We start from the raw sequence: 26,270 nt of genomic DNA on the forward strand, positions 1-26,270 counted from the left end.
AAATATTGAATTTTCAAGGTTCAGCACACCTTATTGGTGTGGGAAGTTTGAGTTCGTTATTTAAACTCTATATCAATGGTATTTCAATCCACGTTCCCGCGTGGGGAACGACGGTGATTTTGCGCCGATTTTTGAAAAATGCATTTGTCATTTCAATCCACGTTCCCGCGTGGGGAACGACAGCTATGGAATTAGTATGGCCAGTAGATGTTAAAAATTTCAATCCACGTTCCCGCGTGGGGAACGACAAATGTGGGTTTTGAGAGTCTTACGCAGGCTCAAAATTTCAATCCACGTTCCCGCGTGGGGAACGACAGCATGCAGGAGACTATTGATGACAGAGCTGTTATTTCAATCCACGTTCCCGCGTGGGGAACGACAATCTTGCAAGTAAGAGTAACTATGGGAATAAAAATTTCAATCCACGTTCCCGCGTGGGGAACGACTAGGGCTTCCTGTTTTTTCCGTTCCTCTATGTCATGATTTCAATCCACGTTCCCGCGTGGGGAACGACGGCTCACATCCAAAATAAAGGCTGGATTGATTACGGCATTTCAATCCACGTTCCCGCGTGGGGAACGACCACATTTACAAAAGACGGGTGTTTAACTATTGAGATTTCAATCCACGTTCCCGCGTGGGGAACGACTCTGGGGTATCAAAATATGGCGTTTCAACACCGCATATTTCAATCCACGTTCCCGCGTGGGGAACGACGGATATCAGAGATCTGACCATAGTTCTGCTCACATTTCAATCCACGTTCCCGCGTGGGGAACGACTCAGCATGTTTTATCTTAGATGTACTTTTAGGCGATTTCAATCCACGTTCCCGCGTGGGGAACGACGGTACTTCCCTCAGTGTCGATAAACACTGGATCCGGATTTCAATCCACGTTCCCGCGTGGGGAACGACTGGTGATGCGCTGAAAACCTTTGCCGGATTTCTGATTTCAATCCACGTTCCCGCGTGGGGAACGACATAAAACGGTCGGTCAGGCAATGGATGGACTGACGATTTCAATCCACGTTCCCGCGTGGGGAACGACGCTGTGGGGACGGAGACAAGTTCAATGCCTCTCCAAATTTCAATCCACGTTCCCGCGTGGGGAACGACGCTGAATGTCCCGAAAAGGATGAGGTCACAAAGATTTCAATCCACGTTCCCGCGTGGGGAACGACGAACTCGCAGGACATAAATGCGTTGGTTTCTGTATTTCAATCCACGTTCCCGCGTGGGGAACGACGATCAATGGATTCTACAGCCGTTATGCCACAAAAGAGGATTTCAATCCACGTTCCCGCGTGGGGAACGACATGATCCGGTTATAACTCTCCACCTCATCTCGCGATTTCAATCCACGTTCCCGCGTGGGGAACGACAGAATTGGTATAGTAAGGGTATAGTTCGTATATAATTTCAATCCACGTTCCCGCGTGGGGAACGACCATAGCGAACATTGATGGGGAATTGTATGTCGTAATTTCAATCCACGTTCCCGCGTGGGGAACGACTGAAATGCGTTGCCAACTTTTTCGCCAAGCCGGATATAAGCATTTCAATCCACGTTCCCGCGTGGGGAACGACTTCATTCCCAGTTTCTTTTCCGGTTCATATGCAGATTTCAATCCACGTTCCCGCGTGGGGAACGACATATGAAACAAACACAACAAGAATTAAATTGGTAATTTCAATCCACGTTCCCGCGTGGGGAACGACCAAATTTTGTTTTGTTTTTATATAGTTTCATAGATTTCAATCCACGTTCCCGCGTGGGGAACGACAAACAATCTTTTGCACTCTGTAACAATGTTTTCGATTTCAATCCACGTTCCCGCGTGGGGAACGACACGGTCGGGTTTATTACATTTCCACCACTTGCAAATTTCAATCCACGTTCCCGCGTGGGGAACGACCTGGAACTCCCGATCGCAGCGCTGGTATTTTCCGGATTTCAATCCACGTTCCCGCGTGGGGAACGACCGCAATTTTCGTTTTTAAAATGCTATAGTATATGCTATTTCAATCCACGTTCCCGCGTGGGGAACGACTGTACACAGACAAGCTGATCGGTACAATTAATAATCATTTCAATCCACGTTCCCGCGTGGGGAACGACTGGGCGTGTTGGTGCATACAACAGACGGACGATATTTCAATCCACGTTCCCGCGTGGGGAACGACACATTTAAACTGTCCGGTTCGCAAATTTATGGAATTTCAATCCACGTTCCCGCGTGGGGAACGACGAGACTGCATCTGCGCAAGTCGATCATACTGTGATTATTTCAATCCACGTTCCCGCGTGGGGAACGACGAAAATGATGTTTCTGGTAAATCCTCATCAATTGCAATTTCAATCCACGTTCCCGCGTGGGGAACGACGAAAAATCCAAATATAAAGGACTTCACACAACAAATTTCAATCCACGTTCCCGCGTGGGGAACGACGTGCTTTTAACTGTTTTTTTGTGTCTGCAAGCTCAATTTCAATCCACGTTCCCGCGTGGGGAACGACTCTTTATGGAATTTATAATTCTTCTGTTCTTTCCTATTTCAATCCACGTTCCCGCGTGGGGAACGACCTTTTGATGCTGCAGCTTCTGAAGCAGTCCATCCTATTTCAATCCACGTTCCCGCGTGGGGAACGACATAAGATGTTGAGTTATCTAAAACACAATGAACAATTTCAATCCACGTTCCCGCGTGGGGAACGACGATTTTAATAGCTTATTTGCTTGCTTTGATGCAATTTCAATCCACGTTCCCGCGTGGGGAACGACGCTGTGATCTTAAGACAGCAATCCATTCTGAAGGGATTTCAATCCACGTTCCCGCGTGGGGAACGACAGCAATTATTCCCAAAATATTCTCTTATATTTTAGGAATAATCACTAAAAACATTACATAGTAATTATCTTTTGTCTTTCTTTTTCTAAATTTCCTTTTAGCCCTTCTTTCATATTTGTGCACATTTTCAGGTGCGAACCTCCCAGTTAATTTATGTATGCTTGTTATTCGCACTTCAATTACAAGATTAAAGTTTGATCCGCTGCTATTCCTTTATCTACACCTAGATGTTCAACTTTCGTCTGATATTTGTTTCCTAAATAATAGAATCTCAGACTATCAACTTCTTCGTCTATGATTTCTGATAAACTTGCTTTTAACTTGATGCACTGTGCATTATCCAATATACATTCAAACACAGAATTCTGCACTCTTCTTCCATAATTAGTACATTGCTTAGCCACTTTTCTAAGTCTTTTTTGGCCTGCTGCGGTTTCTGTATTGACATCATAAGTTATTAAAACAAGCATCCTTCCACCTCACTTCCACAAGAAAACCGGATACCCATCCAAATCTCCTCTTAAATATCTTGCCAAAAGCATGGCCTGCACATAAGGAACCATTCCCCATTCAATTTTTTCTTTCAAATATGGATGTGTAATGATTTCTTTTTTCTTATTCTGCCATTCTGTTATTACCTTTTTCCTAAGATCATCATTCATCAGAACAGCACCATTTTCCTTTTTTGAAAACCCTTTGCTGTTAACAATTTTCCTGTTGATTAAAGTAAGAACAAATCGATCTGCCAAAATTGCCCGAAGCTCTTCTATCAGATCTAACGATAAAGAAACTCTTCCTGGGCGTTCCGTATGTAGATATCCGACATATGGATCTAGCCCCACGCTTTCCAAAGCCGAAGTGATACTATTCGTTAAAAATGTATATATAAAGGACAACAGCGCATTTGTATTATCCAGTGGCGGCCTTTTATTTCTTCCATGGAAATAGAAGTCCTTTTTTTGTTGAAGAATAAGCTGATCAAATACACTAAAATAAATACTTGCCGCCTCTCCTTCATAGCCTCTTAATTGTTCTTTTGATTGACAGTTCTGGACATTTTTTAATGACTCTCTTAAAAATGCGGATGCTTTTTTTATCTGATCTGTATCAATCTGTAGAGCATGATCTCTTACTGCTCTTTCCAATACCCATCTGGCATTATATATCTTTCCAAGGATACAATTTTTTGCAATTTCAAGACTGATTTGTTCGTTTTTTGCGCTGGCATACTGTTGCTCTCGCAAGATCACATTCCCTTTTACACGTCCAGAAACTCGTGCCAAAAATTTACCCTGCGGAGTGAGGTAACACAAGGAGATATTTTTCTCTGCACATGCTCCCATTAAAGCGGGACTTGTCCCACGATATCCGAAAGAAACGATTCCTTCCAGGTTGTGAAGCGGTACTCTGCCTTTTTCTTCTTTATCCTCCAGAACAACTACGTTTTCTCCATCCAGAGACAGATAACTGTTTTCAGAAGTAACGTACAATGTATTCAGCAACTTTTTCATTGATTTTCCTCCTTCAAACTCTGCTCTATATACGCTTTTACAGAAACTGTTTTACCCAGTTTCGGAAGACAGATTTCTTTGAGAGAGCAGGCATTGCATGCTTTGCTGTATCGGACTTTTGGTGTGTATTGTCTTCTATAGTATTCGTGCATCTCCTGAAACATACGAACCACTTCATCTCGCAAATCTTCTGTAATTGCCACTGTTTCACGCCTTCTCGTCTCCCCATAAAAGATAGCTCCTTCTGGAATTTCCGTACAAAACATTTCTTCCAGACACATGGTTTGCGCCGCAAGCTGCAGTTTGTCTTCTTCTGATAATTTTGGTTTTCCTTTTTTGTACTCCACAGGGTATATCGTATACAATCCTCGATGTCCATGAAGTTGTATTCCTTCTTCACTTTTATGGAACTCTACCAAATCACATTCTCCACTGATTCCCAGCTTTCTCGATGCAACTGGAAGCGCTCTTGCAATGATCATATCCTTTCGCTTCTCCTTCAGGGAAGGATCATGCACTTTTTTATGCATCAATTCCCCAGTAACTGTATGTGCATTTTCCTCCCACTGCTGTTCAATATGAATTAAAGCCCATTGTCTTCTGCAAAACTTAAAATGCTGAATACCTGAAATCATCAGATAATCATCTTCTGCATATTCCATCAAATCATCCTTTTCACTTCTACTGATTCCGGAATTGTATCATAATGTATATCTACAATGTAATCGCTGTATTTTCTCGGATACTCCACATCTTCTTTTTTCTTTACTTCTACTGCATCAAAAAGCTTATATGCCGGACAATCGCCCAGTTCCTTACTATGTTTGAAAACAATCAGCTCACGTACAGACATTTTGCCTCTTGCAGCAGAATGATCGAGTTCAAACATGTTTATAATAGCTTCCCATAACAGTTCCAGATCTTCTTCTGAAAATCCAGTTACTCTGCGGGCAAGATTGGCCGACACATATCCTTCTACCCGGTACAAACCATAAGGGACAATACTTTTTCTTCCCATTTCTGTACTTTTATTTTCTGCATCCTTCTCTGTCGTGATCGCAACTCTTGTAATCGTTACTTCCTGGCTGATAACCGGATCGATGCTTCTCGCAAATCCAAGCTGTACCGGTCCTCTTACCTGCCCACAATTTAATGAAGCCTTCACAAAAGTCGTCATGACAGCTCCAAAGGTACGGATATCATAGAAATTCTGGCACATATAATCTCTTAATTTTACGTCTGCATCCAGATCACTTTTCTTTAATTTTTTCAGAGCTTCCGTTACCTTCTTTTCATCTGTCTCTTCAATTCCGAGGCTTTCGCATGCTTTTCGGTCACTTCGGTTTAAAGGTACATCTTCTTTGATATAAATCTGATATCCCGGCACATCTTCTTTTACTGTCTCGACATAATTTCTGATCTTACGCTTCAAGCATACATCAGTTACAAGTCCAAGACCGCTCTCTGGATCGATTCTTGGCATGTTCCCTGCATCTGGGTCTCCATTTGGATTACCATTTTCCACATCAAACAATACAACGAATTCATATCTGTTTTTGATTGTCTCTCCCATTTACTTATCCTCTCTTTTCTCGTATTTTTTTTGTACCTGATGGTAATATCCTAAAATAAATTTTCCCTGTTCTTCCAGTGAAAGCCTCCTTGGGAATTCTGTCATATTTCCCATAATTTCTGTCAGCAATTTCTCGTAATAGATTTTCGCGCTGCTTTTCTCACGTTCCAGTTTTTTCATATGGCTGTTTTTCAGTTTAATCAGAACCGGAAATACCGATGCCGGCGTGGCACATGCCGAATTAAAATATCTGTCCCGGATTGTGGACTTAATTCCCTGATTGGTATCCATCTGAATGGATTCCAGTACAGAAAACAAACGTCCAAGCTGATATGCCACTTCCTGGCTTTCTGCATTTAATCCCATATACTTCTCTCCTTCCTTCCAACAATAATTTAGTATTAAATATGCCTTAATAATTCCTGCTCTTCCCCATGTCACATTGCCCTGTTCGGCACGGATCCGAATCAGAACATCCGTATAAAGACTCGCCGGATACTTTGTCCCTGCTAAAATAGCTTGTAATGTCATTGCTGCCATATTCGGCACCGGGGACTTGTCCTTTGATTTTTGATTCACTGTTTCAGCAAGCATATCCCGAATTCCCATATATCCATGAGTTACCCAGGATGGCTTTACCACATTCATTCTCTCATAATGCACGGCAAGATGACTTAAAATCGTTCCGAACGTATTCTCATAGAAAAATCTTACAGACAAACGCGCCGCATTAGGTGCCAGGGCCAAAATATAAAACTTCTGCTCCGGATTCAGCCGAATACCTCCCACATCTACCTGCTTGTTTTCTTTTAGATTTTTAAAAATGTCTCTGATTTCATTCTGATTCTCTGGCTTTTGATCCAGAAGATAGGCAAATGCATCCTGATACTGTTTTTTCCCGCTTTCTGCCCAGTACACAATCATAGAATCTCCAAGCTGAAAGCGACCTTCCCTCTGGCTCAGAAGATAATTCAATGCCGTCGTGTATGCGAACTCAGCATATCTCCCAACCGGGGCATTATAACTTTGTTCCTTACCATAAGATTCAAAAGCCGGCGCATTAAAGGAAACCAGCGCTGCTCCGCTGGACTGAGCTCCCGGCACTCCTTTGATCGTCTTGTGAATTCTGGAAATTCCTGATCTTTTTCCCGTCACAAGGCAGACACCTGTTTCGACATCCTTTGACAATTTCTCTCTTGACTGTTCCCAGGCCTCTGCAATCGCTGGATCATCCTGCGCATGCCGTATTGCTTCCATGCAGAAAATCAGATTCCCTCCATCTGTAATATCTTCCCATCTTTCCTGAACTTCGTTACAGTTTTTGGCTTCTTTGGGATCCCACGTTTCAAAAAATCTCCGTACTGCCTCAGCCATCTCTCCTTCTACGCCTTGAAGCAGGGACAGATGACGTTCTTTAGCTGCTTCGAAACAATCCTCTATTCTTTGATTCGTTCCTTCGGCGTCAATTCCCAAAAGATACTTGGAATTATCACATAAAAAATTTGCTGAAATGCCGGATGACCGTGTGACCATCTCCGGTACCTTGATCATAATTGGTGCTAAAACGGTCTTTTTACCTCTCGGTTCCTCTTTCTTCAAAGTAAGGATTCCCGTAATTTTCCCTTCTTTCGACAAATTTATTGCATAGGAAACCTTTGCTTTGCACCATCCCTCCTGGTCTACCTTGCCCTGTTCCAGAAGGTCTTCGTAATAATTTACCAGTGCCTGCAAAATCATCGTACCACCTCGCAGTCTGTTAAGTCCAAAATACCACGTTTCATAACAGCTCTGAAAAACATAGGCTCAATATGATTAAGATCTGAATAATCCATATCGTAAAGCATAAAGCCCAGATCCTTCTCTTCTACAGTATCATAGGCAGTCCTGATTTCTTCGTCCCCGCACAGGCAGAAATGCGCCGGGAATTCCCTGCATCCAAAATATGGCATATGAAAGCACTCTCCTCTTTTCAAGCGTCTCATAATTATATCTTTGAATTTACCTGGATTATCGGATGCATTCGCCCGATCTGTCATTTCAAAATGGGCTTCAATCACATACTCTACATCCCGGAGAATCAGCGATGCTCTTTGAACTATATCTGCTTTACTGCTGATATACAGAGGCTTATCCGATCCATTATACGCCTGAAGAACACTGCTGGCTAAAATTTTACTCTTTACTTCATTACGACGTACGCTGGTAAATTGAATAGGATTAACCACATGGATCTTATCAATTACCCACCGCATTCCAGGATGCCAGTAGATTGCTTCCAGAATTCCTCTTGCTGCAGACGGTGTCATAACATCATAAGAGCAACGTTCTACTTTCATTTCGGGTCTCGAAAAAAGGGCATAGTCTCCCCAGACCTTCATTTTTACGCCTACCCCCATAGTCGGTCCTCCTTTCGTTTCATCTACAAAACCACTCCTTCCTCATAGCATGCCGCTATATAATCTCTTGGTTGATAATAAAAATCAGTATTATAATCTGAAATTTGTGCATCGATCCATGAATGATAGACTTCCCATAGTCCTTTCATCAGCTCTGAATCTTCATAGGCATCTTCAATCAATCTTTCGTACACTTCCCCGATATCCCAATAATCGGGGACAGTGTAATGACACATTTTCACGTTGTCAAAATTTCCTTCTGTAATCCCGGCTTCCTCTATAAATTCATCTGCTGTTTTCTCGATCGGCTCACAGTGAAATACATCCGCATACTCGTAAATTCTTTTGATTCGCTCTTTTCCCAGATAATCTGTTACTTCTTCCCTTTTCCTCTTTACTGTCCTTCCGATAAATTCAATCAAACTGCATGTATAAAAAAGAGCATTATTATTTTTGCTTCCCATATACAACCTCACTTCCAATGAAATCTGTATCTTTATAGTCACTATAGCACTTCTAATCCAAAAAATCAACCGCAATTTATTTTATGTTGCGTAAATTTTATTGAAATCAATTCTAATTCTCCAACTTTTTTATAATGAAATTCTCACATATATTTGGTATACTATTTTCGTCAGGGAATTCCTGTGGATTGAAATAATAATATTTGCCGCAAGAAGCAAAGTAGCGGTGTAAAAGTCTGGAAATCTTCGGATTCCACTTTTACACCGCTGCCTCTTTTTCTCCATCATTTACATCCAGACTGCTGTCCCGGATTCTATCCCCAGATCCAGTCCCATGTCTTCCGTATACTGTTCCTCTGATACAAGCTCCATGAAATCATTAATATCTCCCGGAATTTCTCGAAGCATTCCTGCTCCTCGAAGTTTCTCTATATCATTGGCATACAACTGAACACAATATTGTCCAGCTCTTCGCATGGTTCTCTTTGTATATCCTTGGTTTTTGATCTGTTGAAGAATTTCTTTTGCTTCCGGCTCTCTACTGATAAAAATTGTCGTTGTATCTTCTTCGATCAGTTTAAATTTTTTAGCTGCTGTTGCAAATTGATAATTTTTATTTTGAAAGAGCCCAAGAATGTTCTTTTTATCAAGGTTCGCCCCCTCAAGATGATAAAGAGATTGAAAATACTGCTGAATTCCATCCAGGGACGAAATATCTTTTCCATCTGCAATCAGTACTTTTGATATATCTATCTGCCGCTGTTGTCCCGGAACATTTTCTTTTTGATCGAACTGGAAAATAGAAACAATGCTATCCTTCACAGCTCTTTTTCCTTCTCGATTGCATCGTCCTGCTGCCTGTATCATAGAGTCGACTCCTGATAACTGCCTGTATACAGAGCGAAAATCAAGATCCACCCCTGCTTCCACAAGACTGGTAGAAATCAAAACACAGCGTTTCCCTTCTTTCAAACATTTTCTGATTGTTTCCAGAATCTGCCTCCTGTGCTTTGGATACATAGTTGTGGACAAATGGAAAACCCCATCTCCTTCCATTTTCTTATATAAACTCTGCGCCCTCTTTTTTGTATTTACAATGCATAGAGCCTGATATTCTCCCTTTAATTTTTCTATCAACTCTTCTTCTTTTATCTTTCCAAGGTTCTCAAAAGATGCTCTTTTAAAAAAGCAAAATTGCTCCTGTACTCTCGGACAGAGTTCTGTCATTTTTATATTGGTCCGAAGCAGAGATTGTAGAGCCGGCTGAGTAGCCGTGCAGAGTACGATGCTTGATCGAAATTGATTCACTAGTTCTTCCATCACTGCAAGACAAGGCTTTAAGTAGTCTGTTGGCAGCATCTGTGCCTCATCAAAAATGATAACACTGTTAGCAATGTTATGCAGTTTCCGACACTTCGAAGATCTGTTCGAAAATAAAGATTCAAAAAACTGTACATTTGTCGTAACGACAACCGGCTTGTCCCAGTTTTCTGCTGCAAGCTGCATCATCTTTAGTTCCTCCGTACTCTCATAATCGACATTGTAATGGTTTTCCAATACATTCTGTTCCCCAAGAATTTTTCGAAACACTTCTGCATTCTGTTCGATAATGCTTGTATAAGGAATGACATAGATCACTCTGTCCATCTGATTTTTCACAGCATGTTTTAATGCAAAAGCCAACGATGCAATCGTCTTTCCACCCCCTGTAGGTACAGTGAGTTGAAACAACCCTCTTTCCTTTTCTCCACAAGAAAGGCAATGTTTCAAAATCTCCGTTCTTCTGCCATTTACAGACTCTATTTTCTTATTCCCCAGCCAGTCTGTAATATATGTTTCCAGCCTTTCTAAAAGGGTCTCCATCTTTTCTCCAGAATCTCTCTGTACCTCTCCATTTGACATGAAACTTTCGGTATCAAGAAAATCTGCATCTACAAGGCAGGAATAAATCATTCGAAGCAGCATACTAATAGAAAAATCCGGATCTAACGTCTTTTGCGGATCAAAAGGAAGTTCACTCAATTCCGGAATTTGAATTTCACTTTTGTATGCATCGTAGATTTCAATTTTTTTCTTCCTTCTCCCCTCTAAGGTAGGTGACGATCCCGTGTCGGATGAACCCCCGCAGTCCGGCATTCCAGCATGATGCCCTGCAATGCAGTATCCCAGGAACGGATACCATCGACCTTCTTCAAAACAAGTTTTCATCCCAGCTGTAGAATGATCTACCTGTTTTCCAGTATTGTTTTTAATTTTGTCCTGGAAAGCATCCGAATATTTTCCAATATCATGAAGCAGGCCGCAGGCATATCCCCACTCTCTCTTCCCGAAATGGTCTGCAAAATCGCCTGCCAGTTGAGCTGTTTCGTATAAATGTTCTTTTACCGTTTGTTTGCGTTCTTTATCTATGTGTGCATAAAATTCCATTATAAATACCTTCTTTCCATACGATTATGTGATAATTATGGCTTGACATTATGTTTTCCTTTATACTCCAATGTTATCTATAGTTATAATTCACATCTTTTTTCCTGTCAACATACATTATGATATACACATCTGGAGGTTGCAATATGGAAAAAATACTGGAATTAAAACATATAAGCCACGCATACCACACGCCAAAAGGGGAAACTCCGGCCCTTCAGGACATCTCTTTTTCCGTCGGCAAAGGAGAATTCATCGCCATTGTCGGGCCTTCCGGCTGCGGTAAATCCACGCTTCTTTCCCTGATTGCCGGCCTTCTGAAACCGGAAAGCGGAGAGATCATGCTCCATGGGATGCCGGTCATAGACTGTACGGAAAAGATCGGGTATATGCTCCAGCGGGATGAGCTTCTGGAATGGAGATCCATCTTCAGAAACGTCCTTCTTGGCCCGGAGATCCGCGGCACATTGTCCGCCGATACGAAAGAGAAAGCCCATAAGCTTCTTGCCGCATACGGCCTTGGGCAATTCGAGCACTCCCGGCCTTCTGAACTTTCAGGAGGAATGCGGCAAAGAGCGGCTCTTGTAAGAACCTTGATTTTGAATCCGGAAATCCTTCTTCTGGATGAGCCTTTTTCCGCTTTGGACTATCAGACCCGCTTAAATGTCAGCGACGACATCGGACAGATCATCCGCAAGGAACAGACAACCGCAATCCTCGTAACTCACGATCTTTCGGAAGCTATCAGTCTGGCAGACAGGATCCTTGTCCTCTCCAGACGTCCGGCAGTGATCAAATATGAACTGAAGCTTGAGTTTTCCTCTCTTGGCACTTCGGATGACACTCCGCTGAATCGCCGTAATGCGGCAGAATTTAAGACCTATTTTAATCTTATCTGGAAGGAGTTGAACCAAGATGAAAGATCCAGCTACTAATGTTTCCCCCGGGCAGTCTGCCTTTCTTCATTCTCAAAAGAAAAGCCGCCAGTTTATCTTGGCGGCGCGGATCTTCCTCTTTGTATTTTTTCTGGCGGCATGGGAATGGACGGCAAGCAAAGAAATCATCGACTCATTCATCTTCAGCAGTCCTTCAAAGATTACAGCTTGTTTCCTTTCTATGGCTGCTGACAAAAGCATCTTCCCTCATCTGGGAGTGACTTTGTACGAGACGATCGTCAGTTTCCTTTTGGTTACAATCATCAGTATTATGTCTGCTGTGCTTTTGTGGTTTTCCAGGCGTCTCTCAGCCATCCTGGAACCGTACCTTGTAGTTCTGAACAGTCTGCCTAAATCTGCACTCGCCCCTCTGCTCATTGTCTGGCTTGGTGCAGACCGGACGACGATCATCGTGGCTGGCATGTCTGTAGCTATATTCGGAAGTATTATGACGCTGTACACATGTTTTACCGGAGCGGATGGGAATAAAATCAAACTGATCTATACGCTGCACGGAAATTCCTTCCATGCCCTTTCCAAAGTTGTTCTCCCATCCTCCGTTCCTACTATCATCAGCACGATGAAAGTAAATATCGGGCTTTGCCTTGTAGGTGTCGTCATAGGAGAATTTCTGGCGGCAAAGGAGGGGCTTGGATATCTCATTATCTATTCCAGCCAGGTGTTTAAAATGGATTGGCTTTTGATGAGCATTGTGCTTCTTTGTATCATGGCCATGCTGCTCTACCAGATCATCTCTCTTTTGGAAAAAATATGCCGAAAATATTTCGCTGCATAAAACAGGGGCAAAGTCCAAAGACTTTGCCCCAAAATCATTCTTTTCCCTGTTTTTACTGTTGCTCCAAGCAAGGTTCCTTTGTACTTCCTGGTGCAGGGAGTCCTTTTTTTACAAGGACAACCTGGACGGCCTCGATCCGTTTGCTCATCCCTGTGGTCCCAGCTGATTCGCCGTTTTTCGCCCAGTCAAGCCAGCCATATGTCTGCACATGGGTTCTGTAGTACACATCGTAGTTGGCCGCCATATCTCCTGTCAGGCGGATCTGGATTGCTTCCACTCGTTTACTTTCTCCTTCTGTCCCAGCCAGTTCGCCGTTCTTTGCCCAGTCAAGCCAACCGTACGTCTGCACATGCGCCTTGTATTCGATGTCCCCGTCGTACTCCTGCCTTGCAAGACGTATCTTCAGTGCTTCCATACGCTTTGACTCCCCTGTCACTCCTCCGATCGCACCGTCCGATACTTCCGAAACCCAGCCGTACGTCTGCACATGAGGCTGATAAGCGACGCTGGCCAGCGCATTTTTGTCGAGGTATGCGTTGTTTATACTTCCCGGCGCTTCGGAATTTTTCGGGACCATCTTTACCTGGATGGCTTCCATCTGTCTGCTGTATCCGCTTGACCCAGATGATTCGCCGTTCTTCGCCCAGCCAAGCCATCCGTATCCCTGCACATAAGCCCGGTAATAAAGGTCAAAATTTTCCGCCAGCTGTCCGGTCAGTTTAAGCTCTACCGCTTCCACGCGTTTGCTCTCCCCTTCTGTGCCAGCCAATTCGCCGTTCTTGGCCCAGTCAAGCCAACCATACGTCTGCACATGGGTTCTGTACTGGATATCTCCTTCATACTCCTGGTTGAGAAGACGTATTTTCAGCGCCTCCATACGCTTGCCGATGACTCCCGCCTGTTTGCCGTCTGTGACATCCGGCATCCATCCATATGTCTGTACATGGGCAGATACGGAAACCCGATTTTGGATCTGGTCAATCGGATCCGTCATCCAGAAATTCAGATCCACATTTCCGTTGATCCCATCCACACTTCCCTCATTTGTACACTGCCACATATCGTACGGTTTTTCATATCCACAAGTTGGATTGTAGCGCGCCACCCATTTTGACCAGCCTGAATTATCGAAAACCGGATCTGTGAGCCTCGTGGTCCACCAGTTGTAATTGGCATAAATTCCTACCTCGTAACCTGCCTCCGATATCATATCGCAGTACGTCTTTGCAATCTGTCCGATGGTCGCGTTGTCCACAGATGCAGTCGTATCGTCTTCCAGATCATAATACACCGGGTATGTCGGCTGATGCCCCTCCAGAAGACGCAGCGTATGTTCTGCCTCGCTGACAGCATCTGCTGTATTTACAGAATAGGAATAGAGATATACGCCGTACGGGATGCCAAGTCTTTCACACTCGGACACATTATATTCCCACCAATCATCGTCATAATCTTCATAGTCCCCGCCATATCCACAGCGCAGGATGGCAAAATCGATGCCGTCCGCCTTGACTTTTTCCCAGTCGATCTGTTGCTGATGATGGCTGACATCGATCCCTTTTCTCGTGGCCCCTTCAATAATAGCGCCCACATTGTTCCTGTAGTACCCGTCTACTTTTTCCCATGCATACTCATACTCGTCTGCATAGAGGGCCGGCATGTCAATGGGCTGCCCGTCTTTGTAACGGAAACTGTTTTCTTTCCGCTCCTGCACCTGCGTATCTTCTTTATCAGAAAGTTCTGTCTGCGTATCGCCTGCTGCGCTGCTTACGACACGCGGCAAAGTGATGCTTCCTGCGGCAATACAGACGCTCAGGAAAATACCGGCCATCTTATGAATTTTTCTTTTCATTGCTGCTCATTCCTTTCTATGATTCATATTTCATCATTTTCCCACTTCATGATGGTAGTACACCCAGGAACTTTTGTCAACTTTTTGCACGAAATGTGATAAAATGAAAACAGATGCAGGAAAATTTTTATTTGGAAAAGATTTTCAGGAAAAAGCAAAAATTTTTTCTAAAAGTGAATGGATTCGGATGTTTCAATCGTATTATAGATAAAATCAGGAATACCTGTCAAAAGAAGAGGAGGAATCATAAATGAATAAAACACCAAAAAAAATCTTAGCTATTGTTGTCGCAGCTGTATCCGTTGTATCCATTGGAGCAATCAGCTCATTTGCGGCTGGTTCCGGATATGAGAGCAAAAAGAATTTTTCCGATACCAATCAAGATGGCATTTGTGACTATGTCGGAGAAGACTGCCACTATTTGGATACCGATAACAATGGTATCTGTGATAACTACGGGACGTGCCAAAATAACAGCATTTCTCAGGCCAATCACTGTAAGAATTATGTGGACGCCGATAACAATGGCATATGTGACAATCAATCCCACGCACATAATTCAGGTCAGAGAAACAGGGCTCGGTGTAGAGGAAACAGATAGCAGGTGACAAGGAATGCGGAACGAGCAAGATGTAAATAGGGCGATCGAACAATATTCCAATCTGGTTCGGCGGCTTTGCATGATACATCTAAAGAATTATGCAGACACCGAGGACATATTTCAAACTGTTTTTTTGAAATATGCCCTCAGTTCTGTTTCGTTCGAAAACAAAGAGCATGAGAAATCCTGGTTTATTCGTGTCACGATCAACGCCTGCAAAGACTTGCTCAAAAGTTTTTTCCATAGCCGGACTACATCGCTGAATCAAGTTATGGAGCAGGCTGCATATCTCCCTCCGGATCACAGGGAGGTTCTGGAAGCCGTCCTCTCTCTCCCCAAAAAGTACAGAGATATCGTATACCTGTATTATTATGAGGAATATACCGCTCCCGAAATCAGCAGTATTTTGGGAAAAAATGTGAATACGGTGTACACGCTCCTGACGCGATCCAAAAATCTGCTCCGCGAAAAGCTTGGAGGTGATGGATATGAAGTATAGACTGAAAGAAACTTTTGATCAGATAAAGGCTGAAGAAGAATTGAAAAACAGGACAAAAATCTTCATTTCTGAAAAGATCCAAAACGATACTTCTTCAAAAGCGGGAACGGCCGGCCGTTCGATCCGTCGCCTTGCCCCTGTGTTTGTATGTATGGCAATCCTTTTGATTGGAAGTTACTGGCTTTATTTTACTCCAGCCTGGCAGATCAGTATCGATATAAATCCCTCTATAGAAATAAGTATGAATCGATTAAACAAAGTCATATCTGTAAAAAGCTACAATGAGGATGGTGCAGAACTGGCTGATCTTCTGGATGTCAAATACAAAAATTACGCTGAAGCAATCTGTCAGATATTGGAAAACGACGATATTGCAGCCTTATTATCAAATGACGAAATTTTGATGATCGGAGTCATTGGCAATGACGAAACCCAGTCTTCCAAAATACTTGCCGATATCGAATCCCTGGCGGAAGGAAAAAAGAACACCTACTGCTATTGCGTCCACTCAGACGAGGTGTCCGAAGCCCACAAAATGGGCCTTTCCTATGGAAAATACAAAGCCTTTTTAGATTTGCGGGCGTTGGATCCAGACATCACTGCCGATGACATGCGGGACATGACGATGAGAGAGATTCAGGACTTGATCGATGAACTATCCGGCAATCAGGACAACGCGGCAGAAAAAACCGGCGACACCGACAGCAATACGCACCACCACACAGGCAAAAAACATCGAAATTCCCACAAAGGCGGCGAATAAAAGGGTGCAAAAATATGCTGCACCCTTTTCAAAGCTGTAGGACCAGCTGCTCCATTTCGTTTTCTTTCATCGTCTGTTCTGTAGACATCTCCCCATACATACGTTTCAGCTGTTCCAGGACATTCTGGATCTGAAAACAAGTGGACTGGACTCTTTCCCTTGACTTTTTGATTTTGTCATAGACAAGCCAGTCTGTAAACAGTCCGTCGAAAAAATAATCTGCAAAATGAAGGAAGCTGCCGATCTCTACCTGAATATCTCCTGTAATTCGTTCTGTGACATCCGAAAGCTCCGTCCGAAAGCTGTGCAGCGCTGTCTGCAGCTCTTGTGTTTTAGCCTGTACCTGTTTGAGATGATCATGTTTCATAAGATCTGTCACAAGACCGCCCCCGAACAAATCTACTGTACTCCAGCTTTTGGCGCTGTCCAGGCTTTTCAAAATCTGGCTGGCTACAGAAAGCGCTTTCTCTCCCGCCTCCAGGGCCTCCTCGACCTCTTTTTTCTGATGCTGTAAAAATATCAGGCGTCTTTCGATTTCTGCGATTTTTTCTGCTCCCGGTATTTCTGCATTTTTTATCTGTTCCTTCTTCTTTTCCAGCATTTTTTGATATTCTGCTTCACAGTTCTGAAACTGAAGTGCCTTTCTCTCATAATAGGCGATATCTCCGTCTATCGCTCTGAGTGCATTCTCAGCTGCTTCATATTTTACCGCGGCGGCATACGCTTCTTCCTCTTCTTTTGTCATTTTTTCTCCTATTTTTCCGGTTGCTCTGTAGAAAAAAGCCGAAAGGCTTTTTGCGTTCAGTCGGTCTACATCTTTCTTTTCCTGCAGCATGATTTCTTTCAAATTTTGGGCTTTCGTTTCCATCTCTTTTCGCTGAACATAAAGGTCCTTCAATTTTGTATCTGTTTTCTTTTTTTCCATAACATCATGGTAAAGTCTCTGAAGCTCTTCATTGTAAAAATTCATACTTTTCCCTCTTTTCCATTTTTCTGTGCAGCCATTGGGTTTTCTGTTATTATAACATTTTGTCTTTGGGCTGTCATTTCTTTGTGTATAATCCTTTCGTTCCCATAATAAGGCGAAAGGCAGAAGACTTTCCTGCAGAAAAAAAAACACCACAGTCTTTTTTCAAGACTGCGGTGTTTTCTTAGTAAGCCGGAAATCGGACTTGAACCGACGACCCCTTCATTACGAGTGAAGTGCTCTACCGACTGAGCTATTCCGGCCTGTGCTGTATTTTCTCAGAATATGAATGTTGCTGTGACAGCCACAAATATTATTATATACATTTTTCTGGAAAATGCAACAACTTTTTTATTTTTTTGTTTCGCATCAACAAACAGAAAGCAGATCACTTTTAAAAAATGATCTGCCCCCTGTTCTTTATTTTTCTTCCGTTCTAAATGGAGTTATTTACCTGCCATCTGTCTTTCCTGCTCTTCGATCATTTTCTTGACCATATAGCCACCTACAGAACCGTTCTGTCTGGAAGTAAGATCTCCGTTGTATCCGTCTGTTAACGGAACACCAAGTTCGCTTGCTACCTCATATTTGAATTTGTCTAAAGCACCTTTCGCTTCTGGTACAGCTGCTTTATTAGATGAACGATTTGTCATGATAATGTCCTCCTTTATCGTCTTGTGTTTTTGTGTGTAACTATTTGTTACAGTCATAGTATATGGACATTTTCATGATTTACTCTGGAAAAAACAGGGATTTCTTCCGCTTCCGGCATCTGTGCTGCCTCGGATGCATTTTGCAGGATTTTTGCGTCCTGAAAAATATCGCCCAGCTTAAATTCCAAAAGTCCGCTCTGACGGATTCCAAACAAATCGCCCGGTCCTCTAAGTTTCAGATCTTCCGATGCGATATAGAACCCATCGTTGGAATGATTCAATATGGAAAGTCGTTTTTTCGTCTCTTTTGTTTTTGAAGCACTCATGAAAATGCAGTACGATTGATGTCTGCCCCGGCCGACCCGGCCTCTGAGCTGATGAAGCTGGGCAAGCCCGAACCGCTCTGCATTTTCCACCATCATGACCGTCGCATTCGGCACATTGATCCCCACTTCAATGACGGTGGTTGACACAAGAACCTGTATCTCATTTCTCGCAAAACGTTCCATGATGTCGTCTTTTTCAGCTTGTTTCATTTTTCCGTGCAGACAAGATACCGAAATGCCGTTTCCAAGCTCTTCGGCCAGCATAGCCGAATAATCGGTAACATTTTCCGCCTCCAGGGCTTCGCTTTCTTCCACCATCGGACAGATCACGTAGCACTGGCGCCCTTCTTCCACCTGGTTTTTGATAAACCGGTATGCCGTCTTGCGGTAGCCGGTATCCACCACACAGTTTTTGATAGGAAGCCTGTTCTTTGGAAGCTCGTCGATCACGGACAGATCCATATCTCCATACAGGATGATAGCAAGGGTGCGCGGAATCGGAGTGGCGCTCATGACAAGAATGTGCGGCATCATTCCTTTTTTGGCCAGCGCTTCCCTTTGGCGCACTCCAAATCGGTGCTGCTCATCCGTGATGACAAGACCAAGATTTTTATAACTTACTTTTTCCTGTATAAGGGCGTGCGTTCCGATGATCAGATCAGCCTTACCGCTTTCGATCCTTTCATACGCCTCACGCTTTTCTTTCGCTTTCATAGACCCGGTCAAGAGTTCCACCCGGAATGGAATATCGTATTTCCCGAACATTTGGGCGATGGATTCATAATGCTGCTTTGCCAACACTTCGGTCGGTGCCATCATCGCTCCCTGATACCCGTTATAGACAGCTTCCAGAAGCGCCAGCACCGCCACAATCGTCTTTCCGGATCCAACATCGCCCTGCACGAGGCGTGACATCGCATACGGTCCTCCCATATTTTCTCTTATCTCTTCCCAGACTTTTTTCTGGGCTCCTGTCAGTTCAAAAGGAAGTTTTGCAAGAAACGCATCGACCTCTTCTTTTCTCTTTACAGGGCAAGTGTTGCTGGTATGCTCCTTTTTTTCCTTTAGCTTTCTGATTGCCAAAACAAATTCCAGAAACTCTTCGAAAACAAGCCTCTCCCTTGCCAGGATAAACATCTCTTTATTTGCCGGGAAGTGGATTCCCCGAATGGCATAATTGTATTCGCAAAGATGATATTTTTTTCTGATAGCGTCCGGGAGCGTCTCTTTTTTCAGGTTTAGCTGTGAAAGTGCCTCCCGGACCGCTTTAATGACAGTCTGATTGGAAATACCTGCCGTCAGGGGGTAGAGTGGCTGCATTGTATTTCGCTTTTCCTCATATTTTTCTGCCGGGGCAAATAATTCCGGATGTTCCATGAGAAGAACGCCTTTCCGATTCACTATCCTTCCTCTAACAACAACACTGCTGCCGCTTTTCAGAGTATTTCGAAGAAATGGCATGCGGAACCAGACGACCTTTAAAGTCCCTGTCAGATCTTTGATAAACGCTGTCGTAACCGGCATCTTCCGGTTCGGAGAAACCTGAACACTTCCCCATACGCTGCCTTTGACTGCCATCACTTTCCCCTCCAACACTTCGCCTGCAGGGACCGGATCTTCATAAATGTCATATCCTCGAGGATAGCAGCGCAGAAGATCTCCCACAGTCTCGATGCCCATATTTCGGAAAAGCTTTTCTGTTTTTTCTCCTATACCTTTAATTTCTCTTATTTTTGAATCTTCATTCATCTTCTTTTCTGCTCTTTCCTGTCTGCTTTTTGCGCTGTCAGGCGACTGTATTTCCTACATGCAAAGCGGAATGACAGTTTTCTGCCACTCCGCTGATGGTCCGTATATTGGTTGCTCTGCATGTTTTTATTCCACAGACATCACATAATAATAGATAGGTTGTCCTCCAAAATGAGCGTCTACATCCAGCTCAGAGTATTCTTCTTCGACATCGGAGATGAACGCTTCGGCTTCTTCTTCCGTCACGTCTTCTCCATAATAAATGCTGATCAGTCCGGAATCTTCTCCGACCATATTTCTCAGCGTCTCTTTAGCTGTCTCAGTGATGGAAGTACCGACTGCGAGAATACCGGCATCGCCGATTCCCATGATATCTCCCTCGTGGATTTCTTTATTGTCAATTTTCGTGTCGCGCACAGCATAGGTAACCTGGCCGGTCTGCACTGATTTCACAGCTTCCAGCATCGTCTCTTCATTCGTATCCACATCTGCTTCCGGAATATAATTGATCACAGCTGTGATCCCCTGAGGAACAGTTTTTGTCGGGATAACGATAATATCTTTATCTTTTGTGAGAGAACGCGCCTGATTTGCCGCAAGAACGATGTTCTTGTTGTTCGGAAGAATGAAAATCGTGGACGCATTTACATTGTCGATCGCTGTCAGCATATCATCTGTACTTGGGTTCATCGTCTGTCCGCCCTCGATAATGTAATCTACACCAAGTTCACGGAAAATCTCGTTTAATCCCTCTCCGATGGACACTGCGATAAAACCGACTTTTTTCTGCGGCGCTTTTTTCTTCTCCGCTGCTTTTGCCTCTTCAGCCTTCTTCTGCGCATCTTTGATCAATCGTTCGTGGTGCTCTTCTCTCATATTGTCAATCTTCATCTTTGTAAGCTGACCATATGTCAGAGCCTTCTGGATGGCAAGCCCCGGATCGTTCGTGTGGACATGGATTTTGACTACCTCATCGTCCGCCACACACACGATGGAATCGCCTATGGATTCAAGGTACGCTTTGAACTCGCTTTCATCACTTTCGGTAAACTCTTTTTCCGCCATGATAATGAATTCCGTGCAGTAGCCGAATTTGATATCTGCCTCCGATGCCGGAGCAGCAGAAACTTTTCCCTGGACACTTGCCGGTTCGATAGATGTATAATCGATCTCTTTTCCGAGGAAGGCATCATAAGCCCCTCTCAGTACTTCCAAAAGTCCCTGCCCGCCGGAATCTACGACTCCTGCTTCCTTTAATACCGGGAGCATCTCCGGCGTCTGATCAAGCACTTCCGCTGCATACTCAAGAACCTGCGGGAAAATCTCTGCCAGATCATCAGTCTCAAATGCAAGTTCCTCTGCCTTGTCTGCGATGCCTTTGGCCACTGTCAGGATCGTCCCTTCCTTCGGTTTCATGACTGCTTTATATGCAGTCTCCGTGGCACGTCTGCAAGCTGATGCAATCCCCGCCGCATCAATCTCATCCTCGTCCTGAATGGCCTTTGTAAAGCCACGGAGAAGCTGAGACAGGATAACCCCCGAATTCCCTCTGGCTCCTCTCAGTGATCCTCCTGAAATCGCTTTTGCCAGCTCCTTCATTCCCGGATTGGAAAGAGCTCTTACCTCTTTTGCAGCTGACATAATCGTCATGGACATATTCGTCCCTGTATCTCCGTCCGGAACCGGAAATACATTCAGTTCGTTGATATATTCTTTCTTTGCTTCTATATTCTGCGCGCCTGCCAAAAACATCTTGGCGAGCATTTCTACATTGATCGTATTTATAGCCACCTCAAAGTTCCTCCTGTACTAATCGATTACCCGAACGCCTTCGATGTAAATATTGATCTTATCTACCGGCATGCCGGAAAACTCTTCAACCTTATATTTTACATTGCTGATCAGGTTGTCCGTAACCGCTGAAATACTGACCCCGTATGCCACAATGATATGGAAGCCAAGCCGGATCCTATTGTCATCTGTAATTTCCACATGGATTCCGTGGGTTAAGCTGTCTTTCTTCAGTAATCTCACAAGGCCGTCTTTCACATTCACTGCCGCCATGCCGACGATACCGAAACACTCCACCGCAACTGACCCTGCATATTTGGCGATCACTTCCGGAGAAATCGTGATGATGCCAAGATCTGTACTCATACTGCCCTTCATATCCATTTACCTCCATTTTCTATATTCAAGTATTTTCCGCCGTTTACTCTGCTTTATTATACCTTGTTTTCCTGCATTTTACAACTGATTCCGTTCAGGTTATACGCAAAGCCGCAAAAAAATATTTGAAAACACGAAAGAAATGCTTGCATTTCTCATTTCTATCTGATAAGATGAATAGTGTTGTGAGTCCTTTCATTATATAAAGGACGAGTAAGAGCGTTAGGAGGTGTAGTCATGGCTAAATGTGCTATTTGTGAAAAGGGTGCTCATTTCGGAAATAATGTCAGCCACTCTCATAGAAAAACACCAAAAATGTGGAAATCCAATGTGAAATCTGTTCGCGTTAAGACAGAAGGCGGAGCAAAAAGAATGTATGTATGTACATCTTGCTTAAAGTCTGGCAGAGTAGAAAGAGCATAAGTTATTTTTACATGTATGAAACCAGGATTTGATCCTGGTTTTTTTCATGTCTTCCACTCTTTTTTTCTTCCCATACTCAGCAGCAAAACAGACAGTATCCGAGAACAATACAAAGGACGAGGATACAGATTTCTGCAAAAAGATTGGGCAGGAACATCATGAGAATCATTCCTGCTGCTATCATAAACAATGCAAATCCAAGAATTCTTTTCATCTTATCTCCTGCCCGCTTTTACTTAGTATTATATTATGCAGAACGTTGCTTTTTATGCATTTTTACTTGTCTTCTTTTCCTTCGTCCAGAATCTCGTTTACTTCTTTCTCTGTGACCGGATTCTCATTCTTTGTGCGGAACCTGTCTACCAGATCCGGCACCATATCGAGAATCTTCGTGATCGTATCCTGGTTTTTGATATTTACAAGACGTGTCGTACCATTCTGGATCACAAGGACTGCGCATGGAGTCATCTTCCCGCCAAGGCCTCCGGCGCCTTTTTCCCCTTTCTCTGCCGCAAAGGAACCTGCCCCGACGGTAAAGGATACATCCACCAGAGGAAGGATGATCGTATCTTTTACGTGGATTGCCTCCCCTACCACTGTCTTGGACGAGATCACATTGTCCATCCCGTGGAATAATGCTTCCATTGTTGATTTGAAATTACTTTCTGCCATTTGATTTTTCCTCCTTCTTCTGCTTTGGACTCTTGCGCATGCTCAGTATTTCTTTCACTATACTGCGGATATTCTTGTCCAGTATCAGCTTTATACCTGCCGCTGCCGCATGGTTCATCCGAATATGCCCCTTTATATGCAAATTGCCTTTTAATACCGCTTTTTCAAAATCCGGCACAATCTCCAGCCACTCCCCGAAAAACGGATAGATCATAGCAAGATATGCCAGCGTCTTGCCCGTATAATACGGATCGTCAAACCCAAACTCGATATTTCCACGGACAAATTTCGGTCTCCATGCTTTCAAAAAAGTAATGAAAACACGCTTTCCTTTTGAAAATGCTCTTCTGTGGACCTCATCTGAAAGAAACTCCGATACTTTATCCTTTTTCTCTTCCAATGACTTTATCCTATCACAGATTTTGTGAAAAGTATATTGTATCTTATCAAAGAATTTTGGTTTTGCGGGATCTTTCTTTTTTTCTTTTTCGGAAGTCTTTGTTTCTTTTTCAGAAGTCCGGATTACAGGTTGCTCTTCTTTCTTCTGTTCATGCTTCTCCTTTTCCAATGGCTTCTCCGGCAGCATGGCTGGCTCTGGATCCGCTTTTTGTGCTGTATTCTCAGACGTATCCGTTTCTTTATCCTGCCCAAATCTCTTCCATGCGATTCTCGTTTCCCATGCAAGCTTTCCATTGACATACTGCATTTTAAACTGGATCAGCCGCAGAAAGTAGCTGATCCTCAGATATCCTTCCGCCTTCTCCCGGCAGGATATATCGCCGGATAGTTTCCCTTCGTACCGCACAGGTACAAACAGCACCGTCAATACTCCAAGGACAAGAAGCCCCAGAATAACGAGAAGCAATATCCCTATGATCTTTAAAATCCACAGCAATATATGTAGTATTATCATATCCTATCCCTGCCGCTCCAATAAATACTGTCTGATCCTGGCATCCCCTGTCTGGTCTGCCACCTCCTGCACAATCTCTCTTACCAGCTCCAGAGCCTGCTCATACCCTCTGGAAAATCCTGCCACGAGGACATCCTTGTCTTTGTACCATTCCTGGAGAAGCATCCCGCTGTGAAAGATTTCCAGCTGATTCTCCTCCCTTTCCGGTATGCAGATCAGATACACCCGGAACTGGAAATCTTTTTCTTCCAGATGGCGGATGACTTCCGTTTCCTTCCCTTTTAGTTCCTCACTGACATATAATTTTTTCAAATACCGCATAGTATGACCTCTAATTATTATAGTAAGCCCGGAACACGCTTTTTGCCGTCTCCGTAGCGACATCTCCTGTCCTGTCGGAATTCTCGATGATGACCGCAAGCGCCACATCCGGGTTCTCCACGTTGGAAAATCCGATGAACCAGGAGTGTGTCTTTTCTTTGTCCACACTGTACTCGCTTGTCCCAGTCTTTCCTGCCACTGTAAAATTCTGGCCGTTCAGCGTAGTTGCGGTGCCATATTCCACAACGCCTTGCATATATTCCGTAAGCTTCGCAGCTTCCTCCTGCGTCATCAGCTCTTCATATACTTCCGGAACATACTTTTCTGTCGTCTTTCCGTCTGCGCTTTCTACATGATCCACAAGATACGGCTGCATCAGTGTACCTCCGTTTGCGATGGCGGATGTGATCAGAGCCATATGGTACGGGCTTACCTGAAGTTTCCCCTGTCCAAAGGCTGTCATGGCAATGGCTGCATCCCCGTCTCCCTTTTTCAAATTAAACTTGCTCTCATTGTAGATCAGAGGACACGGAAGTTCAGAGTCAAACAAAAGCCCATCCGCGGTCGCTTTAAATTCATCAATATCCAGCTGAAGTCCGATATTGGAAAAGGAAGTATTGCAGGAATAAGCGAGGGAATCTGCCAGATCCACAGTTCCGTGGACTTCTCCGCCAAAACAGTGGATTTCATTCTTTCCTGCTGTTATCTCTCCCCTGCACCGGTAAGAATAATTCTCATAATCCGGATTTTGCCGCATAAATGCAAGTGCAGTGACGACTTTGAACGTGGATCCAGGTGCATACTGGCCTTGTGTAGCACGGTTTACAAGCACGCCTTCGGTATTCTGATTTAAGGTTCCCCAATCTGCCACGATCGTATTCGGGTCGAAGGTCGGTTTTGACACCATCGCCAGAATCTTTCCGGTGTCCGGCTCAATGGCAACGACCGCCCCTTTATTATTGCCCAAGGCATTATACGCCGCCTGCTGAAGATTGGTATCCAGCGTTGTGAACACATTGTCTCCCGGATTTCTCTGATCCCGGAACTCATTGACGATCCGGTCAAGGAAGGAAGCACTTGAATGGAGGAGCGTAAAATTTTCCGTAGACTCAAGTCCAGATTTCCCTTTTTCCACATATCCGATAACATGGGCATAAAGATCGCCGTACGGATACTCCCTCGTCTGTGTTCCGTCTTCATTCTCTTTTGTCTGAGCCAGAATGTTGCCGTCTTTATCCCGGATCTCTCCTCGCTTTATCTGATCTGCATACAGATTCATTCTCGGATTTCTGGCGTCGTTTATGATATCTTTTCCTTGTACCACATTGTAGTAGGCGAAATGTCCGATCATTACCAAAAACAGGAGGACGAAAAAATAAGTAATCCATACATACTGTCGGTTAACCGCT

General features: G+C 43.8%; 25 protein-coding genes, 1 tRNA gene and 1 CRISPR repeat array. Of the genes, 6 read left to right on the forward strand and 20 right to left on the reverse strand.

Annotated elements, in window-relative coordinates:
- Window positions 1-80 precede the first annotated feature (80 nt).
- A CRISPR array of direct repeats spans window positions 81-2,851; the repeat unit is 32 nt; unit sequence ATTTCAATCCACGTTCCCGCGTGGGGAACGAC.
- Between the two features lie 179 nt (window positions 2,852-3,030).
- The 8 genes from cas2 to cas3 all read right to left on the reverse strand — a co-directional run bounded on the left by cas2 (window position 3,031) and on the right by cas3 (window position 11,222).
- A complete protein-coding gene (gene cas2 / locus ACLROL_RS06760) occupies window positions 3,031-3,321 on the reverse strand; it encodes a CRISPR-associated endonuclease Cas2 (RefSeq protein WP_087203126.1) in 291 nt (96 codons plus the stop codon).
- A 9-nt stretch (window positions 3,322-3,330) separates the two neighbouring features.
- On the reverse strand, window positions 3,331-4,362 hold the full coding sequence (gene cas1c, locus ACLROL_RS06765; RefSeq protein ID WP_413067525.1) for a type I-C CRISPR-associated endonuclease Cas1c: 1,032 nt from the start codon (window positions 4,360-4,362) through the stop codon (window positions 3,331-3,333).
- Entirely contained in the window at window positions 4,359-5,024 is a 666-nt protein-coding gene (cas4, locus tag ACLROL_RS06770) for a CRISPR-associated protein Cas4 (RefSeq protein ID WP_288724000.1), read from the reverse strand. The genes cas1c and cas4 overlap by 4 nt, the downstream gene beginning before the upstream one ends.
- Window positions 5,024-5,935 carry a type I-C CRISPR-associated protein Cas7/Csd2 gene (gene cas7c, locus ACLROL_RS06775; RefSeq protein ID WP_413067526.1) on the reverse strand — a complete coding sequence of 304 codons (912 nt, stop codon included), beginning with the start codon at window positions 5,933-5,935 and terminating at the stop codon, window positions 5,024-5,026. The genes cas4 and cas7c overlap by 1 nt, the downstream gene beginning before the upstream one ends.
- On the reverse strand, window positions 5,936-7,672 hold the full coding sequence (gene cas8c / locus ACLROL_RS06780) for a type I-C CRISPR-associated protein Cas8c/Csd1 (protein WP_087168563.1): 1,737 nt from the start codon (window positions 7,670-7,672) through the stop codon (window positions 5,936-5,938).
- Complete coding sequence (gene cas5c / locus ACLROL_RS06785) at window positions 7,669-8,331, reverse strand: type I-C CRISPR-associated protein Cas5c (RefSeq protein WP_413067527.1); 663 nt, start codon at window positions 8,329-8,331, stop codon at window positions 7,669-7,671. The genes cas8c and cas5c overlap by 4 nt, the downstream gene beginning before the upstream one ends.
- A gap of 23 nt (window positions 8,332-8,354) precedes the next feature.
- On the reverse strand, window positions 8,355-8,795 hold the full coding sequence (locus ACLROL_RS06790; protein ID WP_413067528.1) for a hypothetical protein: 441 nt from the start codon (window positions 8,793-8,795) through the stop codon (window positions 8,355-8,357).
- Window positions 8,796-9,083: 288 nt separating this feature from the next.
- Window positions 9,084-11,222 (reverse strand): CRISPR-associated helicase Cas3', encoded by a 2,139-nt coding sequence (gene cas3, locus ACLROL_RS06795; RefSeq protein WP_413067529.1) that lies wholly within the window; start codon window positions 11,220-11,222, stop codon window positions 9,084-9,086.
- A gap of 146 nt (window positions 11,223-11,368) precedes the next feature.
- Between cas3 and ACLROL_RS06800 the strand changes: the two genes are divergently transcribed.
- Both ACLROL_RS06800 and ACLROL_RS06805 read left to right on the forward strand, forming a co-directional pair.
- Window positions 11,369-12,157: an ABC transporter ATP-binding protein gene (locus ACLROL_RS06800; protein WP_413067530.1), complete on the forward strand. Its 789-nt coding sequence runs from the start codon at window positions 11,369-11,371 to the stop codon at window positions 12,155-12,157.
- The gene (locus ACLROL_RS06805; protein ID WP_413067531.1) at window positions 12,138-12,953 is read left to right on the forward strand and encodes an ABC transporter permease; all 816 of its coding nucleotides are present in this window, start codon (window positions 12,138-12,140) and stop codon (window positions 12,951-12,953) included. The genes ACLROL_RS06800 and ACLROL_RS06805 overlap by 20 nt, the downstream gene beginning before the upstream one ends.
- Window positions 12,954-13,005: 52 nt before the next feature.
- Here ACLROL_RS06805 and ACLROL_RS06810 read toward each other — a convergent pair whose 3' ends face one another.
- Complete coding sequence (locus ACLROL_RS06810) at window positions 13,006-14,805, reverse strand: GH25 family lysozyme (protein ID WP_413067532.1); 1,800 nt, start codon at window positions 14,803-14,805, stop codon at window positions 13,006-13,008.
- 250 nt (window positions 14,806-15,055) lie between these two features.
- Between ACLROL_RS06810 and ACLROL_RS06815 the strand changes: the two genes are divergently transcribed.
- Genes ACLROL_RS06815 through ACLROL_RS06825 form a run of 3 tightly spaced genes read left to right on the forward strand, consistent with a single transcriptional unit; the run spans window position 15,056 to window position 16,668 of the window.
- The gene (locus ACLROL_RS06815; protein ID WP_413067533.1) at window positions 15,056-15,406 is read left to right on the forward strand and encodes a hypothetical protein; all 351 of its coding nucleotides are present in this window, start codon (window positions 15,056-15,058) and stop codon (window positions 15,404-15,406) included.
- A 13-nt stretch (window positions 15,407-15,419) separates the two neighbouring features.
- Window positions 15,420-15,905, forward strand: coding sequence for an RNA polymerase sigma factor (locus ACLROL_RS06820; protein WP_413067534.1), 486 nt, complete (start codon window positions 15,420-15,422; stop codon window positions 15,903-15,905).
- On the forward strand, window positions 15,895-16,668 hold the full coding sequence (locus ACLROL_RS06825) for a hypothetical protein (RefSeq protein WP_413067535.1): 774 nt from the start codon (window positions 15,895-15,897) through the stop codon (window positions 16,666-16,668). Before ACLROL_RS06820 ends, ACLROL_RS06825 begins: the two co-directional genes overlap by 11 nt.
- A gap of 28 nt (window positions 16,669-16,696) precedes the next feature.
- On the opposite strand, the gene ACLROL_RS06830 is transcribed toward ACLROL_RS06825, so the two are convergent.
- From ACLROL_RS06830 to ACLROL_RS06855, 6 genes are all read right to left on the reverse strand, one after another.
- Window positions 16,697-17,638: a hypothetical protein gene (locus ACLROL_RS06830; RefSeq protein ID WP_413067536.1), complete on the reverse strand. Its 942-nt coding sequence runs from the start codon at window positions 17,636-17,638 to the stop codon at window positions 16,697-16,699.
- Window positions 17,639-17,825: 187 nt separating this feature from the next.
- A tRNA-Thr gene (locus ACLROL_RS06835) sits at window positions 17,826-17,898 on the reverse strand.
- A 183-nt stretch (window positions 17,899-18,081) separates the two neighbouring features.
- Complete coding sequence (locus ACLROL_RS06840; protein ID WP_024732362.1) at window positions 18,082-18,288, reverse strand: alpha/beta-type small acid-soluble spore protein; 207 nt, start codon at window positions 18,286-18,288, stop codon at window positions 18,082-18,084.
- A 53-nt stretch (window positions 18,289-18,341) separates the two neighbouring features.
- Window positions 18,342-20,414, reverse strand: a complete 2,073-nt coding sequence (gene recG, locus ACLROL_RS06845) for an ATP-dependent DNA helicase RecG (protein ID WP_413067583.1) — start codon at window positions 20,412-20,414, stop codon at window positions 18,342-18,344.
- Between the two features lie 75 nt (window positions 20,415-20,489).
- Entirely contained in the window at window positions 20,490-22,154 is a 1,665-nt protein-coding gene (locus tag ACLROL_RS06850) for a DAK2 domain-containing protein (RefSeq protein ID WP_087203006.1), read from the reverse strand.
- Window positions 22,155-22,172: 18 nt separating this feature from the next.
- On the reverse strand, window positions 22,173-22,532 hold the full coding sequence (locus tag ACLROL_RS06855; RefSeq protein ID WP_087203005.1) for an Asp23/Gls24 family envelope stress response protein: 360 nt from the start codon (window positions 22,530-22,532) through the stop codon (window positions 22,173-22,175).
- A gap of 237 nt (window positions 22,533-22,769) precedes the next feature.
- Between ACLROL_RS06855 and rpmB the strand changes: the two genes are divergently transcribed.
- Window positions 22,770-22,955: a 50S ribosomal protein L28 gene (rpmB, locus tag ACLROL_RS06860; RefSeq protein WP_087203004.1), complete on the forward strand. Its 186-nt coding sequence runs from the start codon at window positions 22,770-22,772 to the stop codon at window positions 22,953-22,955.
- A gap of 76 nt (window positions 22,956-23,031) precedes the next feature.
- Here rpmB and ACLROL_RS06865 read toward each other — a convergent pair whose 3' ends face one another.
- The 5 genes from ACLROL_RS06865 to ACLROL_RS06885 form a co-directional block, all read right to left on the reverse strand.
- The gene (locus tag ACLROL_RS06865) at window positions 23,032-23,169 is read right to left on the reverse strand and encodes a hypothetical protein (protein ID WP_204244073.1); all 138 of its coding nucleotides are present in this window, start codon (window positions 23,167-23,169) and stop codon (window positions 23,032-23,034) included.
- Window positions 23,170-23,231: 62 nt separating this feature from the next.
- Window positions 23,232-23,627, reverse strand: coding sequence for a GerW family sporulation protein (locus ACLROL_RS06870; protein WP_087203003.1), 396 nt, complete (start codon window positions 23,625-23,627; stop codon window positions 23,232-23,234).
- Window positions 23,614-24,540 carry a DUF2953 domain-containing protein gene (locus ACLROL_RS06875; protein WP_413067537.1) on the reverse strand — a complete coding sequence of 309 codons (927 nt, stop codon included), beginning with the start codon at window positions 24,538-24,540 and terminating at the stop codon, window positions 23,614-23,616. Before ACLROL_RS06875 ends, ACLROL_RS06870 begins: the two co-directional genes overlap by 14 nt.
- A 3-nt stretch (window positions 24,541-24,543) precedes the next feature.
- On the reverse strand, window positions 24,544-24,861 hold the full coding sequence (locus ACLROL_RS06880; protein WP_087203001.1) for a hypothetical protein: 318 nt from the start codon (window positions 24,859-24,861) through the stop codon (window positions 24,544-24,546).
- 10 nt (window positions 24,862-24,871) lie between these two features.
- Window positions 24,872-26,212 (reverse strand): peptidoglycan D,D-transpeptidase FtsI family protein, encoded by a 1,341-nt coding sequence (locus ACLROL_RS06885; protein ID WP_413067584.1) that lies wholly within the window; start codon window positions 26,210-26,212, stop codon window positions 24,872-24,874.
- Window positions 26,213-26,270 lie beyond the last annotated feature (58 nt).

The organism is Sellimonas sp., assembly GCF_047234585.1.
GTDB lineage: Bacteria > Bacillota > Clostridia > Lachnospirales > Lachnospiraceae > Sellimonas > Sellimonas caecigallum.